The 15203-nt window shown below is 34.3% G+C and carries 12 protein-coding genes, 1 tRNA gene and 1 pseudogene; 9 read left to right on the plus strand and 5 right to left on the minus strand.

All coding sequences use genetic code 11. The features are described from left to right. Positions 1 to 11 precede the first annotated feature (11 nt). Together map and sfsA are read right to left on the minus strand one after the other, a co-directional pair. Complete coding sequence (map, locus tag ACFILZ_RS04390) at positions 12 to 842, minus strand: type I methionyl aminopeptidase (RefSeq protein WP_375606886.1); 831 nt, start codon at positions 840 to 842, stop codon at positions 12 to 14. Continuing rightward, a complete protein-coding gene (gene sfsA / locus ACFILZ_RS04395; protein WP_375610373.1) occupies positions 835 to 1551 on the minus strand; it encodes a DNA/RNA nuclease SfsA in 717 nt (238 codons plus the stop codon). The genes map and sfsA overlap by 8 nt, the downstream gene beginning before the upstream one ends. 249 nt (positions 1552 to 1800) lie before the next feature. Here sfsA and ACFILZ_RS04400 point away from each other — a divergent pair, with 249 nt between their 5' ends. The 4 genes from ACFILZ_RS04400 to ttcA all read left to right on the plus strand — a co-directional run bounded on the left by ACFILZ_RS04400 (position 1801) and on the right by ttcA (position 5386). Then, positions 1801 to 2637: an RNA methyltransferase gene (locus ACFILZ_RS04400; RefSeq protein WP_375606884.1), complete on the plus strand. Its 837-nt coding sequence runs from the start codon at positions 1801 to 1803 to the stop codon at positions 2635 to 2637. Continuing rightward, positions 2630 to 3457: a glutamate racemase gene (gene murI, locus ACFILZ_RS04405; protein WP_375606883.1), complete on the plus strand. Its 828-nt coding sequence runs from the start codon at positions 2630 to 2632 to the stop codon at positions 3455 to 3457. Before ACFILZ_RS04400 ends, murI begins: the two co-directional genes overlap by 8 nt. A gap of 170 nt (positions 3458 to 3627) precedes the next feature. After that, complete coding sequence (rpsD, locus tag ACFILZ_RS04410; protein WP_375606882.1) at positions 3628 to 4245, plus strand: 30S ribosomal protein S4; 618 nt, start codon at positions 3628 to 3630, stop codon at positions 4243 to 4245. 265 nt (positions 4246 to 4510) lie between these two features. Then, positions 4511 to 5386, plus strand: coding sequence for a tRNA 2-thiocytidine(32) synthetase TtcA (gene ttcA, locus ACFILZ_RS04415; protein WP_375610372.1), 876 nt, complete (start codon positions 4511 to 4513; stop codon positions 5384 to 5386). Positions 5387 to 5925: 539 nt separating this feature from the next. Here the strand turns inward: ttcA and rimO are convergent. Beyond that, positions 5926 to 7239, minus strand: coding sequence for a 30S ribosomal protein S12 methylthiotransferase RimO (gene rimO / locus ACFILZ_RS04420; protein ID WP_375610371.1), 1314 nt, complete (start codon positions 7237 to 7239; stop codon positions 5926 to 5928). 482 nt (positions 7240 to 7721) lie between these two features. Further along, complete coding sequence (lexA, locus tag ACFILZ_RS04425; RefSeq protein WP_375606879.1) at positions 7722 to 8426, minus strand: transcriptional repressor LexA; 705 nt, start codon at positions 8424 to 8426, stop codon at positions 7722 to 7724. A 1247-nt stretch (positions 8427 to 9673) separates the two neighbouring features. On the opposite strand from lexA, the gene ACFILZ_RS04430 reads away from it, so the two are divergent. After that, positions 9674 to 9749, plus strand: a tRNA-Lys gene (locus tag ACFILZ_RS04430). An 86-nt stretch (positions 9750 to 9835) separates the two neighbouring features. Here the strand turns inward: ACFILZ_RS04430 and ACFILZ_RS04435 are convergent. After that, positions 9836 to 10013 (minus strand): annotated as a pseudogene (locus ACFILZ_RS04435) (integrase); the annotation flags it as partial. Between the two features lie 286 nt (positions 10014 to 10299). On the opposite strand from ACFILZ_RS04435, the gene ACFILZ_RS04440 reads away from it, so the two are divergent. The 4 genes from ACFILZ_RS04440 to ACFILZ_RS04455 all read left to right on the plus strand — a co-directional run bounded on the left by ACFILZ_RS04440 (position 10300) and on the right by ACFILZ_RS04455 (position 15165). Continuing rightward, entirely contained in the window at positions 10300 to 11199 is a 900-nt protein-coding gene (locus ACFILZ_RS04440) for a septal ring lytic transglycosylase RlpA family protein (protein WP_375610370.1), read from the plus strand. Between the two features lie 1089 nt (positions 11200 to 12288). Continuing rightward, a complete protein-coding gene (locus ACFILZ_RS04445; protein ID WP_375610369.1) occupies positions 12289 to 13452 on the plus strand; it encodes a D-alanyl-D-alanine carboxypeptidase family protein in 1164 nt (387 codons plus the stop codon). A gap of 28 nt (positions 13453 to 13480) precedes the next feature. Beyond that, complete coding sequence (gene tmk / locus ACFILZ_RS04450; RefSeq protein WP_375610368.1) at positions 13481 to 14125, plus strand: dTMP kinase; 645 nt, start codon at positions 13481 to 13483, stop codon at positions 14123 to 14125. Next, on the plus strand, positions 14122 to 15165 hold the full coding sequence (locus ACFILZ_RS04455) for a DNA polymerase III subunit delta' (RefSeq protein WP_375609482.1): 1044 nt from the start codon (positions 14122 to 14124) through the stop codon (positions 15163 to 15165). The genes tmk and ACFILZ_RS04455 overlap by 4 nt, the downstream gene beginning before the upstream one ends. The last annotated feature ends 38 nt before the right edge of the window (positions 15166 to 15203 follow it).

Below are 15203 nucleotides of genomic sequence, written 5' to 3' on the forward strand. Positions count from 1 at the left end.
TCTACAGTGCATTAGGTATACGAATTGGGAATATAAAAAATATTTTTAGGAGATTGTGTAAATATTTCACACCCCTCATTTGTGACACCAATTGTATGTTCATATTGTGCTGTCAAAGAGCGGTCGCGGGTAACGGCAGTCCAACCATCAGATAAAATCTTAACTTGTGGCTTACCAAGGTTAATCATAGGCTCAATTGTAAACATCATACCTTGTTTTAATTCGACTCCTTCTCCAGGGTTTCCATAATGGAGGATATTGGGTGCATCATGAAAAAGCTGACCGATACCATGTCCGCAAAAATCTCTCACAATTGAGCACCGTTCAGATTCTGCATACTGTTGAATAGCAGCACCAATATCACCTGTGGTTGCTCCAGGCTTAACAACAGCAATTCCTTTCATAAGACTTTCATAGGTTATTTGTAAAAGGCGTTCTGCAGCACGTCTGATTTTTCCAACAGGATACATTCGACTTGAATCTCCATGCCAACCATCAAGGATAAAGGTTACATCAACATTCACAATATCGCCTTCTTGCAAGGGTCTTTTATTGGGAATACCATGACAAACAACGTGATTGATGGATGTACAGCATGAATGGCTGTATCCATGATAATTTAAATCAGCAGGAAGAGCTCCTCGCTTAGCACCAAAAATGAATACAAAATCATCAATTTCTTGCGTAGTAACGCCTGGCTTAATAATATCCGTAAGCGCATCAAGGCATTCTGCAGCAATACGACCAACTTCACGCATTTTCGCAAAAGCATAATCATCAAAAATGCGGATTTTTCCATTAAATTTTAAAGGTATTTCATTATATTCAATATACTCAGTCATTGTTTCTTCTGTTTTCTATTTTTACTCTCTGAATCGGAAAAATGCCTTCTACACTTACATGACACTTTACAGCATAACATTCTACTCCTGATTTTAATGCTAAATCAAACTTACGTCCATAGAGTGGATCAAGATCATGACAAATTGTAAAAGCTGAGCAATCTTCTCGTTGAATAATATAAAGCATAGCTGCTCGTTTTCCTTGTTGTACAACCCCTATAAGTTCTTCAAGGTGACGTGCACCACGTTTTGTTTCTGTATCAGGAAATTCTGCTAATCCTTTTTGACGAATAAAATGAACATTTTTAACTTCTAGGTAACAATCAGGAAGAATGTCATCACGTAAAAGAAAGTCAATTCGTGATTGTGTCCCATAGCGTTGTTCTTTTAAGATTGTTTTATACCCACTTAATTCTGGTAGTAATTCGTTTTGAATTGCTTCTAGTGCAAGTTTATTGGGTAAAGTGGTATTAATGCCAACCAAAGTATTATCGGTTTCAACAATTTCTAATTGATAGGCATATTTTCGCTTGCTGTTGTTATGATATGAAAGCCAAATATTGGAGTTGGAAGCTGTTAATCCAAGCATTGATCCTGTATTAGGGACCGACACGGTGAAAACATGTTGATCATCTTGTTTAACATCCGCAAGAAAACGTTTATAACGACGGATAAGCTTTGCAGGAAAAAGTTTGGGAATAAAATACATATTCCTTTTTTAGGATTTATGATTTCATAATTCAACTGAGATTATGACTGGTAGGAGTTGTCACCTACTAAACAAGATAAAATTAATGTAAAAAATGTTACGATATCCTATATAAATTGTATAAACTCCATAGTCTACTTTGAATGGCTTTTAAAATTTATTATTAACAAGCATTGGTGTACTTTGAAGAAGATTGCGTTTAAAAAAACAGCGAATGGAGCATAAATTAAGTGAAATTAGGGAGTATTGATGGCAGGAACGAATAAGAATCGTGAAAATTTAACAAATGGTCCCGTTATTATTTTAGTTGAACCGCAGCTTCCTGAAAATATTGGTATGGTCGCAAGGGCAATGGCAAATTTTGGGCTTTCTAAGCTTCGATTAGTCAATCCTCGAGAAATGTTTCCAAATGAAAAAGCTAGAGCTGCTGCAAGTAAAGCTGATCATGTCATTAACAACGCTGTGATTTTTGACACATTGCGTGATTCAATTGCAGATTTACACTATGTTTTTGCCACAACAGCGCGTGAAAGATGTGGATTTAAAACTGTAAAAAGTGCTGTCGAAGCAGCAAGCGTATTACGTCAGCGTGAAAGTATCGGACATAAGACAGGTATTGTCTTTGGAAGAGAGAGATGGGGACTAGAAAATGATGAAATCAGCCTTGTTGATGAAATTATCACTTTTCCAGTTAATCCTGCTTTTGCATCTCTCAATATTGCGCAAGCGGTTCTTTTAATGTCTTACGAATGGATGAAAACAGGTCTAGAGAATGTCAGCGATACGGCATTTCGTGCCGCAGAGATGGAACCTGCAAATAAAACAATATTTCATGGTTTTTTATCTCAGTTAGAAGAGGCTTTGGATATTCGTGGATATTTTAGACCCCCAGAACGCAAAGAAGTGATGCTTGCAAATTTACGCTCTGTTTTTACGCGTGCTAACTTTAGTGAACCTGAGGTTCGTTTATTGCGGGGCGTTATATCTTCACTGGATTATTTTTCACCACAATATCCACGGGGAAGTGGAGCACCTAAAGAGCGCGACCGTAAAAAATTACAAACAAGTGTGAAAACTGATGGATGAACAGCCTGTTCTTTTTTTTGATAGTGGTATTGGTGGTTTAACTGTCTTAAGGGAAGTGCGTGTTCTTATCCCTGAAAGGCAATTTATTTATGTGGCTGATGATGCGGGATTCCCTTATGGCAATTGGGAAGAAAATGTTTTGAAAGACCATATTTTAAAGATTTTTACAAACCTTTTAACACGTTATAATCCCGCCTTATGTGTCATTGCTTGCAATACTGTTTCTACACTGATGATGGCAGATTTACGACAAAATTTTCCTCATGTTCCTTTTGTAGGAACGGTTCCTGCAATTAAATTAGCTGCTGAACAGACGAAATCTGGTTTTATTTCCGTATTAGCAACCCCTGGAACAGTTAAACGTGCTTATACAAATGAATTAATCAACTCTTTTGCTGGACAGTGTCATGTTCAGCTTGTGGGAAGTGAAAAGCTTGCTGGATTTGCTGAAAATTATTTACGGGGAAAATCTATCGATTCGAAAGAGATAAAGAAAGAAATCCTTCCATGTTTTGTGGAAAAAAATGGCAAATATACTGATATTATTGTTTTAGCCTGCACACATTATCCTTTTTTGATTAGCTTCTTTCGTGAACAAGCTTTATGGTCCGTTAAATGGATTGATCCAGCAAAGGCTATCGCTAAACATACCAGATCATTATTGCCATTGTCGGAAAAAATACAGCAGCAACCTGTAAAGAAATATCAAGATTTTGTGTTGCTAACATCAAAAAAGGTCACTTCTTCAACGGAGCGTTTATTAAAAGGATTTGGCTTAAAACTCATGAAAAGAGTTGACTTTGGGATACGAGATCAATAAAACTGTTCCAGCTTTTTCTTTCAAGAAAATGGCATTAATTGACGTGTCCCGTGGATAACTTTGCATATTGATATGTTAAGGTATTCTGTCAGTCTTTAGTATTTAAAGGCAGAGGAGGGCGCGTTTCCTTGGGGTCTTAAGATCTCGTGTTTTATTTTAAAGGAAATGCGATGAGTAAACGCGAAACAACAAAGTATAAAATTGACCGTCGTATGGGAGAAAATATTTGGGGTCGTCCAAAATCTCCCGTCAATCGTCGTGATTATGGTCCAGGTCAGCATGGACAGCGTCGTAAAGGAAAACTTTCTGACTATGGGGTGCAGTTGCGCGCTAAACAAAAGCTGAAAGGGTTTTATGGAGATATTTCAGAAAAGCAATTTCATAAAACTTATGAAGAAGCCGCTCGTCGACGGGGGGATACTGGTGAAAATCTTATCGGTCTGTTAGAGTCACGTTTGGATGCTGTCGTCTATCGCGCAAAATTTGTACCTACAATTTTTGCTTCTCGTCAATTTATCAACCACGGTCATGTTAACGTAAATGGGCGGCGTACAAATATTCAATCTTATCGTTGTAAGCCTGGTGATGTTATTGAGGTTCGGGAAAAATCAAAACAACTTGTTTTAGTTTTAGAAGCAGTACAATTGGCAGAACGTGATGTCCCTGATTATATTGAAGCTGATCATAAACAGATGAAAGCAACCTTTACACGTATTCCTGCTTTTGCAGATGTTCCTTATGCTGTGCAAATGGAACCTAATTTGGTTGTTGAATTTTATTCTCGATAATTTTTTATGAGGAAACATGTTTTCCTCTTTCTGTGATTATAACTTCAAAATAGTGTGTTTTTTATAATCTTTGAAGTTAACAAGTGTTTTTTGTGAATGGTTCTATATTAAGTTTATTGCTATGTTTTAGAGCGATAAACTTATATAGTTCCATTTCTTTTTTATGTATCTAATTTTATAAATTCAAAAAACATAAATGTAAGTTTACTTTATATTTGTTTCTGTCTTTGCAAAACGAGCTATTACTTGTGCAGGATATGGTATTATGAATGATGTTTCAGTTGAATATCAGGCAATAAAAGAAAACGAAGAGAGAGATGATCTTTTGGAAAGAGAAGCAGATGAATGTCATCCAATATTTCGGGTTGCTCCTTCCAGCGTAGAATTTAATAAATTGCGCAAACGGCTTTTGCGTCATATGCGGCAGGCTTTGGATGATTTTTCTATGCTCTCTACGGGAAAAAAATGGCTTGTCGCTTTATCGGGTGGAAAAGACTCTTATGGTTTATTAGCGCTTCTTTTAGACTTAAAATGGCGTGGTCTTTTACCCATTGAAATTCTTGCTTGTAATCTTGATCAAGGACAACCAGGATTCCCGAAACATATTCTTCCAGACTTTTTAAGTTCTTATAAAATTCCCTATCGTATTGAATATCAGGATACTTATTCCATTGTTACAGATAAATTGGCAAAGACGCAGACATATTGTTCCCTTTGTTCTCGTTTACGACGAGGAAATCTCTATCGCATTGCACGTGAGGAGGGCTGTTCTGCATTAGTTTTAGGTCATCATCGTGATGATGTTTTGGAAACGTTTTTCATGAATTTGTTTCATGGTGGTCGATTAGCCGCTATGCCTGGAAAACTTAAAAATGATGAAGGTGATCTTTTTGTATTACGTCCTCTTGTCTATGCTGCTGAAGAAGATATGGAAAAATTTTCTCAAGCAATGCAATTCCCAATTATTCCTTGTAATCTTTGCGGCAGTCAAGATGGGTTACAACGTAATGCAATGAAAGAAATGCTGAAAAACATTGAAAAACAAATGCCAGGACGTAAAGATACGATGATTCGCGCTTTAACAAATGTGCGCCCAAGTCATTTGCTTGATAAGAAATTCTTTGATTTTAAAACGTGTTAATAAAAATTAGATATTAAAAAAAATAAGTTTAAAGAGTTTAAGATAAGAGACTTATTTATAATGATAATTTATTTTTTTCATTTAAATATCGTCAGATTGTTTTGTTTCAAATTCTCTTATATTGCATCCATAAAAAACATCCGTTTGCATATCACAAAGGAAATTCTTGTGTGCATAAAACACTCTTGAAAAAAGTTTCCTTTCACTAACCAATGACTGTCGTAATATGAAAAATGAAAAAATAGTACGGCTGTCGATTTGCTCTTTTGTTAATTAAAAATGGGAAACCTTGTGGATTTTATTCTTTTGCGCCGCCGTCACCGTCATTTAAAGCTCATTTATAAGGTATTAAATTAAGAGAATATATAACTGCTTGGTATTTTGGGAGTATATAGCAAACATTCAGAGCAAAGATTGCTCGTAAATTCTCATGAAGTAAGCTATATAAGTGATCAAGTTCGACTGTGAGTAGCAGATCTTTTTATAAACCGATGCTAATAGAAATCTTCATCATTGAGGACAGGGAAGGAGTTAATTTTTTAAACTGCTATACCATAAAGGTCATAGGCATCCGATTGTTCGATTTTAACAGTGACAAATTCACCAACACGCAGTGGACGTCGTGATGATATATGGACAACACCATCTATTTCTGGAGCATCGTATTGACTACGTCCTTTGGCAACTTTTCCTTGACTTTCATCGATAAGCACTCGGAGTCTTTTTCCAATTTTTTTCTTTAAAAGATGTGTAGAAATTTGTTGTTGTTTTGCCATAAAACGATGCCAGCGGTTTTCTTTCACCTCTTCAGGAATATTTTTTAATCCCAAATCATTTGCGGCAGCTCCTTTTACTTCTTCATATTTAAAGCACCCCGCGCGTTCAATTTTTGCTTCTTCTAGCCATTCTAGAAGTATATTAAAATCTTCATTCGTTTCACCAGGAAAACCAACGATAAATGTTGATCGCAAAGTAAGATCTGGACATATTTTTCGCCATTTTTCAATTCTACGGTTTGTTTTTTCCATAAGTGCGGGACGCTTCATGTGACGCAAAACAGTCGGTGATGCATGCTGAAAAGGTATATCCAGATAAGGAAGAATTTTTTTTGCAGCCATAAGTTCGATAACTTCATCAACATGGGGATAAGGATAAACGTAATGCATACGTACCCAAATACCCATATCGCCTAGTTCGCGACAAAGATCAAAGAATTTGGTTTTGATTGTACGATCTTTCCAAGAATTTTCGAGATATTTAAGATCAACACCATAAGCACTCGTATCTTGTGAAATAACCAAAAGTTCTTTTACACCCGCTTGCACGAGTTTTTCAGCTTCACGAAGAACATCGCTGATGGGACGTGAAGTGAGATCACCACGCAAAGTAGGTATGATACAAAAACTACACCGATTAGAGCATCCTTCAGAAATCTTTAAGTAGGCATAATGGCGAGGAGTTAAACGAATACCTTGGGGAGGAACTAAATCAAGAAAAGGATCATGAACAGGAGGAATTGCTGTATGAACAGCTTCTATAACGCTTTCATAAGCTTGCGGTTTTGTAATAGCCAATACATTAGGATATGTTTGGCGAATAGCATCAGGATCAGCACCAAGACACCCTGTTACAATAACTTTTCCATTTTTTTTAAGAGCTTCATCAATATTGGCTAATGATTCTTTCCTTGCCGAGTCAAGAAAACCACAGGTATTCACAATAACGACATCAGCTCCTTGATGTTGACGTGAAATCTCATACCCTTCAGAGCGAAGGCGTGTAATAATTCGCTCAGAATCTACGAGTGCTTTTGGGCATCCGAGAGAGACAAAACTAATACGAGGTGCGACCATAATAATCCTATAATGACTATGAACAATTGAATGACTCTTTTATTGGCTTAAAAAGAAAAAATGTTCTTTATTTTTATACATATGCAATACAATCTGTTACAAATTTATTTGATTTTTTTCTACAATATTTTACGTGATTTTATGCATGCATATGATTTTATCTTATTATACTGTAAAATACCATCGTTGAGAGCGATGATATAAAGCAAACTCCTTAAAACATTCAGTACTTTAGAGCGTGTAATGAATATTTCTAAGCTTACTTATCAAGCCTTGCGTAAGTGAAGCGCGTAAAAGGGAAGGGAAAAAAGAATTCATTCAACAAGAATCTGAATTATTCTCAGATCAGATTGGGGGAGGATGTCTTTTGAGGAGTGAGAAGAAAATCAATTTCTTGTGGCACAATATTAAAAATGTCCAACGGTTTTTTTTACTGTATTTTATTGGCGTATGTATAGCGTAATATAAAATGCGATTGTTATTTAATATTTACGAATAAGTCCAGTAAGCTTGCCTTGTATCTCTACACGCTCGGATTTGTATGTACGTACTTCATAGTGAGGATTCGCAGCTTCTAATGCAATAGAGGCTCCTTTGCGTCGATAACGTTTTAATGTTGCCTCTTTTTTATCAATAAACGCGACAATAATTTCACCTGATATTGCTGTATTTTGGCGTTTCACAATGATCGTATCTTTATCAAGGATACCAGCCTCCACCATAGAATTATCTTTAACTTCTAGTGCATAGTGCTCACCTGTATTAACCATATCGTGTGGAAGAGAAAGTGTGCTTGTTTGTTGCAGTATAGCAGAAGCAGGAACGCTCGCAGAAATGCGTCCCATAATGGGAATGGTGGTATTTTTTTTTTCTTCTACTTCAAAATTACTCAAGTTTTTTGATATTTCTCTTTTATTTTTTTCTATCATACTGGGAGAAATCTTACGTGCTAAAGAAAGGTTAAATGTTATTTTCTCAGGGAGTCGAATCACCTCCATTGCACGCGCACGATTAGGCAAACGACGTATAAAACCTCTTTGTTCTAAAGCTATAATAAGCTTATGAATACCAGACTTTGAAGAAAGTTCTAATGCATTTTTCATTTCTTCAAAAGAAGGAGAAACTCCTGTTTCTTTTATATGATTGTGAATAAACAAGAGTAACTCATATTGTTTACATGTCAGCATTCAATGTTCCAATCAAAATAATAAAAAGGAATAAAGTAAAAATACGTGTATACATAATAATTATGCAAGTTTTTTTCGCTAAATCAAAATTATTTGCTTTATTTTTGATCTTATAAGTGAATTTAATAAGTTAATATGTTTATTTATATTTAATGTATTATAAATATAAAATTATTTATTTAATAACATTATTAAAATATTATTTATATATTATATAAATACATTAATATTACATCATATATAAAAATATTTTATAGCTCTGAAATAAACTGAATTATTCGACACTAAAGTTTATGATCAGTGGTATCTTTCTCTTTTAAAAATATATATACGTATCTTGTAATTTCTGATATAAAAAGTGAATTAGAAAACATTATTGTCAATAATAGAACTGATCACTCAAGGTGTATCGAGAATCATTTTGCATTATTATGTCTGCTTTATTTTATAGAATAAATTGGCTTTCATTATATAGCCATTGTGCATGAATAAAAGTCATCCCTCTAGAATGCTATTGTCGCTCATTGGTACATTTGTTTAAAAAAGTATCTCTCAATGTGCTTGCTTTCATCAAGATTTTGTGATGAATAATATAAAATCTATTGGATTGCCGCATTTTTATATCAAACGTGCTAACACTATCATACTATTTTGCTATCCCCTTAATGTTTCGATAATTTTTAGTTATTGAAAGAAGGCATAAGTATCATTTTCATTTCTTTTTTTATATAGTTTTATTCCCTCACTTTTATTGGTCGAGCAAATGCTTTTTATTGTTTCAATATAAAAAAGATTTGAAATGAGAAAAACTTACAGTATTTGAGAATTTTTACTCAAGTAAAAAATGATAAATTATTATAAATCAATATATTATATTATAAATCTGTATTCATATTTGAAAATTGAACACTAAAATATAAAAATAATATTATAATAAAAGGTATTTTTCTTCTCTACCCATTATGCTCAACAACCCATGTGAGGGGAAGGGGGGATTTCTCATAATTTTAACGCTTCGAATCTATGCAATATTTTGCAGTGAAATTTTTCCTTTATTGAAACTTCAAAAAGAAGATTAAAAAGTACTTATACAATGATGAAGTAAAGGAGCGAAAACGGAAAATTATTGATAACTGCAGAAAATAATAATATTTTTTCCAAAAGGTGTTGACCAAATGGAAAGTCAACCGTATGTTCCCTTCACTTTCTGCAAACTACATAGTATGCAAACTAGATAGCTTGTGTGGGAGCGCGTAGCTCAGCTGGTAGAGCAACTGACTTTTAATCAGTAGGTCCAGGGTTCGAATCCCTGCGCGCTCACCAAATTTAAGTAATATCAATAGGCTATAAAAAATTTAAGAATCTTTTTTGTTTTGATTCTTTTTGAAGTTTTTTGATTCTATAGTCTGTCATTTTCTATCAGCTGTTTTGGAATAGAGCGATGCTATGCTGTCTCCTTCCCAACAAAAAAGAGCTTTAAGCTTACGGATAGGGTTGTACCTGCGTTGGCAGCACATGTAGTTTCTAATTTTCTCAATCCATAGGTAGTTTTTTAATACTCAATACATTACATGATTCGCAAAACAGTTGCTAAAATCACCACTTATTCACACTTTAATATTATGAAATGAATTTTCTATAAGATGTTGATTCATTTAACTTTTAATCTTTTTAACATCTACTATAGTACATTTATTTCGTATAAAAACCATAAAAAAGTTAACAATACGTTAATTTCTTGGTAAAAGAAGCCAATTTAAGAGTGGTATATACGCGAGGGGAATCATTAAAAAACGTAAATTCTTCCGTTGCGTACAAAAAGCGTGATGTGGTTTTTACAGTATTACTTAACAGAAATAAGTGGACTGAATAGATGCCTTCAAATAGAAAAAAGAAAATTACTTTTATGATTAAACCAACACTTCAATTGTTTTCTATGATTGTCATTTCTCAGTCACTGGTATCTTGTTGCGCAAGCCAAACTATGAATTTTTCAATAAAAGATTCCTATCATAATAAACCAATTAACGTAAACACTTCTGTACTACCTCAACAAGTATCCAATAAGAAGAATCAATCGGAAGAAAAAAAGCGTGGACGAGCGATTGTTGGTAAACCTTATCAAATAAAAGGAAAGTGGTATTATCCTCAAAGTGATCCAACTTATAAACGTGTTGGCGAAGCATCATGGTATGGTTCAGATTTTCATGGACGTTTAACTGCCAACGGTGAAATTTATGACATGAATCTTTTGACTGCTGCTCATCCTACAATGCCTTTACCTAGCTATGCTCGTGTTACTAATTTGAAAAATGGGTCTTCAATCGTTGTTAGAGTGAATGATCGCGGACCTTTTATGAAAGACAGAATCATTGATTTATCAAGGCAAGCTGCGGCAATATTGGGGTATGTAGATAGGGGGGTCGCAGATGTTAAAGTAGAATATATTGCTGAAGCACCTGTTGGCTATTATGATGCTGCATATTTAATGTCCTCTTATACTCCTGGAAATGCTGCCCCATATTCATTAGCGTCGGAAAATGTTGCGAAAAAAAGAGAAACTGTTTTGTTAAAAGAGCAGCGCAATACAAGGAACAAAAAAGAATTAGCTAAAGCAGCTGCTGTTGAACAAGAACAACGTAATAAAACTGTTGCAGTTAAATTGCCAGAAATTGGTCCTATCATGGTTGATAAGCCGATACCATTCGATCAAGTTGCTTCTATAAATAAGCTAAACAAAAAAACAAAGGTTAATTGGCTACAACTGTTTTAAGAAAAAATGCATTGATTTTTTATCTATATAATTTTCTAGTAAAAAAGGTAAGAAATTACGGATTTAGTGTAGGATTTTTATCTTAAAGCGCTTTGTCCTTTTCAAAAAGCGTGGTTGGGTTCTATTATTATAAATTCAGTACGGCCTTTCCACTCCATTGCTGGTCTATTCGTCGTTTTATGATATTGCTTGCTTAATAAAGCGTGTACTTTTCTTGCTGTAATAGCTTTTGCTAGACGAAGGTAAATTATTGTGTCAGTCTGTTTGTGTAATCTCTAAAACAACTTGTACAATCGATTTGAGAGGAATAAAAAGCTTAACAAGTAAAAAAATATTTTCTTTTGATTCGGCCTTGCATCTTTCTAAAGTATCTACGGTAATATCTTATGAAAAGATTATGCATTATCTCATGCTTTTGTTTATCATGTTCTTTAATGGAGTAAGTTCCCTCACGAAAAACAGAGCGTCTCAAACAAAATACACTTACATTGCCAATTCATGGACTTATTTAAAAGAGACATACTTTAACACGCTACAAGCCTATTTTGCGACAGCGCCTGTGAATGGTATAACTGTTAACGCCTTTAGACATCAGCATCTTTACTCTTATGAAGATATAAATCGACACCATCATACACTTTGCAAGTCTCCGATGTTTTGTGCGATAATTCTTAACACTTGAGAGGTTTATAAGAAGTATTTTTACTCTCTTTTTTAATAATTTTTATCCATATACGAACCCTACTTATGACCCGTAAGTAAGCGATTTTTAATGAATTCAATATGAGAAGAGGGGATGAAAGAATCTTACAGTATTTTGAGTTAGCTTCAATTTTAAAATGATAATTTATCATAACAAATCAAAATACTATCAATAAAAATAGGAAAAAATCTTTTGTCTCTCATACATTTAAAATGTTAAATTGAACCTACATGGAAGATAAAAAACGTGTCATATTATTTTTTCTAAAGCTAAATGAAAATAAAATCTTTTTATGAGTTGTAAATAATTCCTCAATTTTCAGAAATCAAAAAGTTTTTTCCTATATAAGATTCTTTATGTTGATCTTTGGGATGGGAGGAGCAGCTATGTATACAGCATTAAGGATCTTATTGATATTATGGGGAGTATTGGCATTTGATACGTGGGGGAGAGCACAAGATTTTCAAACTCCCGCATCACAACTGTTATTACTCGATGATGATACAGAGACAATACTTTATGAAAAACAAAGTGACACTCCTTTTTTTCCTGCTTCATTAGTAAAATTGATGACAGCAGAAGTTGTATTTCATCAATTAAAAAAAGGATTATTAAAAAGTACGCAGAAATTCAAGGTCAGTGAAAATGCTTGGCGCAAAGGTGGAGCACCTTCCGGTACAACCACTATGTTTGCAAAGATAAAGACAGAAATCAGTGTTTCTGATCTTTTACGTGGTTTAATTATTGTGAATGGAAATGATGCTGCTATTATTCTTGCTGAAGGAATATCAGGACATGAAGATCATTTTGTAAAACTGATGAATCAGCGCGCAAAAATAATTGGATTATCTCAGAGTCATTTTGTTAATGCTACAGGGCTACCCGAAGAGGGACAATTTGTAACTGTGCGTGATATGATTATATTAGCACGTCATATTGTTCAGGAATATCCGGATTATTATGCACTTTATTGTGAGCCTCATTTTACATGGAATAATATTTTTCAACGTAATAAAAACCCTCTTATTTCTAAGGAAATTGGTGTAGAAGGATTTGGTTTTGGCTACAGTGAAAAAGAAGGTTTTTCAATGGTTGCCACCATTTCTAAAAATCATCGACGTCTTTTTTTAGCAATCAATGGTTTGCAAGATGGTAAAAAATATACAAAAGAAATAGAACGCATTCTTCAATGGGGGATGACGGCATTTGATCTCAAAACAATTTTCACAAAAGAAGAAACGGTTGGTCGTGCTTCTGTTTACGGTGGTAAGAAAAATTTTGTTCCACTCATTGTTAAAACACCAATAAGTTTTATGCTTTCGAATGAAAAAAAAGTAAATGTTAAAGCAAAAATTAAATATCATGGTCCATTGAAAGCCCCCATCGTTTCTGGGCAATCAGTTGGTGTTATTCAAATTTTAGAAGATAAAAAGGTTCTTCTGGAAAAACCAGTTTTTGCCGGAATGAATATTCAGGAAGGAAGTTTCTTTGCAAAAGTAAAAAATGCATTCTATGAAATAACAATTGGATGGTTACGGAAATATTTGTAGTTACGCGCTAATAAGGTTAAGGTCATACGTGTCAGGTTATTTTATTACATTCGAAGGAGGGGAGGGGGTAGGAAAAACGGTGCAGATTTCTTTACTTGCTGAGTCTCTCTCTCACCAAGGTTATGATGTTGTTACAACACGAGAACCAGGAGGAACGCCAGGAGCAGAAGCAATCCGGCATATTTTGTTGTCGGGGCAGGCGCGACAGTATGGACCGTTGATTGAAGCTGTTTTGTTTACAGCTGCACGCGCTGACCATTTTCATGAAGTTATTGCACCTTCTTTGCAAAAAGGTAAAATCGTTTTATGTGACCGCTTTATTGATTCTACACGCGTTTATCAAGGACTCAATAATAGAGTCAGTTCTTCTCTTCTTTCTGTTTTAGAGTGTATTGCGCTCAATGGTATTTTGCCTCATTTAACATTTTTATTAGATATGCCAGCAATGTGTGGTATGAAGCGTGCAAATTTACGAAGAAAAAAAACAGAAGAAATTGATTATTTTGAAAAAGATCAGTTGGAAATTCAAGAACAAAGACGTCAGGCTTTTCTTCAATTGGCCAAACAAGAACCCCATAGATTTCGAGTCATTGATGCCACTGGCTCAGTGGAAGCCATTGCTCATCAAATAAAAAATATTTGTCATCAGCTATTGTTGGAACAGCTTTCATGAGTAATGTAAATACCTTACGCCAATATGATGATATTGATACAATTTTATCACCATCCCAGAACAATGTTCTCTTTGGTCATGAGGATGTTCGTCATTTTTTGACACAAATGCTTAAAGAAGAGCGTTTGCATCATGCATTATTATTTGAAGGAGAATATGGGATTGGAAAGGCTACATTAGCCTTTCATCTTGCTTGGAATATTTTAAGTTTTCAACAGAGTTCTTTCCTGAAACCCGATCCTTATTCTACCCCATGGCGCCAAATTACACAAGGAAGTCACCCTGGTCTTTTGTATATTTCACGTCGATTTGATGTGAAAACGCAAAAGTTTAAAACAGGAATACTCGTTGATGATATCCGTGATATTATGCATTTTTTAAGTCGAACATCGCAAGATAATGGATGGCGTATTGTTATTATTGATTCTGCAGATGATATGAATAGAAATGCAGCAAATGCAATTCTCAAAATACTTGAAGAACCACCTACAAAAACGTTATTTGTTATTATCGCACATTCTTCAGGAAAATTGCTTCCAACAATCCATTCACGGTGTCAAAAAATTTCTTTTCGTCCGTTGAATAACGATGAAATGAAAAAAGTTATTATACATATTTTCGCCGATCAGGATTTACCTGATGAAAAAACAATTGAAATGATTATTAAAAAATCTAAAGGAAGCCCTCGAAAAGCCGCTTTACTTATTTGCCATGGCGGTCTTGAAATTATTAAAACAATTGATGCTCTCCTAGAGAAACCTGTTTGTAACGCAACGATTGTACATACTCTTGCACAAACATTTTCATCTGTTTCTTCTACATTCCAATTTCAACAATTTTGTGATGAAATTCTTAATAAAATTCAAAAAAAAGCTATTATGCTCGTTGAAAAGGGAGACTTATTTCTCTCAAAAAAATATGCGGGAAAATGGCAAGAGATTCATCAAGAAATAGAGGAAATACAACTGTTTAATCTCGATAAAAAGCAGTTTGTTATTAACTTACTTTTTAAAGTTCATAAGATCATTCATGAGAATTAGTTTTTCCGTGACAATGCGATGAACAAACGCTATGTCAT

It is taken from the genome of Bartonella sp. AP40SXNS, from assembly GCF_042195825.1.
In the GTDB taxonomy this organism is placed as follows: Bacteria; Pseudomonadota; Alphaproteobacteria; order Rhizobiales; family Rhizobiaceae; genus Bartonella.

Bases quoted from the DNA above. Each gene is read 5' to 3' on its own strand.
- map (WP_375606886.1), bottom strand. From the start codon at position 842: ATGACTGAGTATATTGAATATAATGAAATACCTTTAAAATTTAATGGA.
- lexA (WP_375606879.1), bottom strand. From the start codon at position 8,426: ATGCTGACATGTAAACAATATGAGTTACTCTTGTTTATTCACAATCAT.
- ACFILZ_RS04400 (WP_375606884.1), top strand. From the start codon at position 1,801: ATGGCAGGAACGAATAAGAATCGTGAAAATTTAACAAATGGTCCCGTT.
- ACFILZ_RS04440 (WP_375610370.1), top strand. From the start codon at position 10,300: ATGCCTTCAAATAGAAAAAAGAAAATTACTTTTATGATTAAACCAACA.
- ACFILZ_RS04455 (WP_375609482.1), top strand. From the start codon at position 14,122: ATGAGTAATGTAAATACCTTACGCCAATATGATGATATTGATACAATT.
- sfsA (WP_375610373.1), bottom strand. From the start codon at position 1,551: ATGTATTTTATTCCCAAACTTTTTCCTGCAAAGCTTATCCGTCGTTAT.
- murI (WP_375606883.1), top strand. From the start codon at position 2,630: ATGGATGAACAGCCTGTTCTTTTTTTTGATAGTGGTATTGGTGGTTTA.
- ttcA (WP_375610372.1), top strand. From the start codon at position 4,511: ATGAATGATGTTTCAGTTGAATATCAGGCAATAAAAGAAAACGAAGAG.
- rpsD (WP_375606882.1), top strand. From the start codon at position 3,628: ATGAGTAAACGCGAAACAACAAAGTATAAAATTGACCGTCGTATGGGA.
- ACFILZ_RS04445 (WP_375610369.1), top strand. From the start codon at position 12,289: ATGTATACAGCATTAAGGATCTTATTGATATTATGGGGAGTATTGGCA.
- rimO (WP_375610371.1), bottom strand. From the start codon at position 7,239: ATGGTCGCACCTCGTATTAGTTTTGTCTCTCTCGGATGCCCAAAAGCA.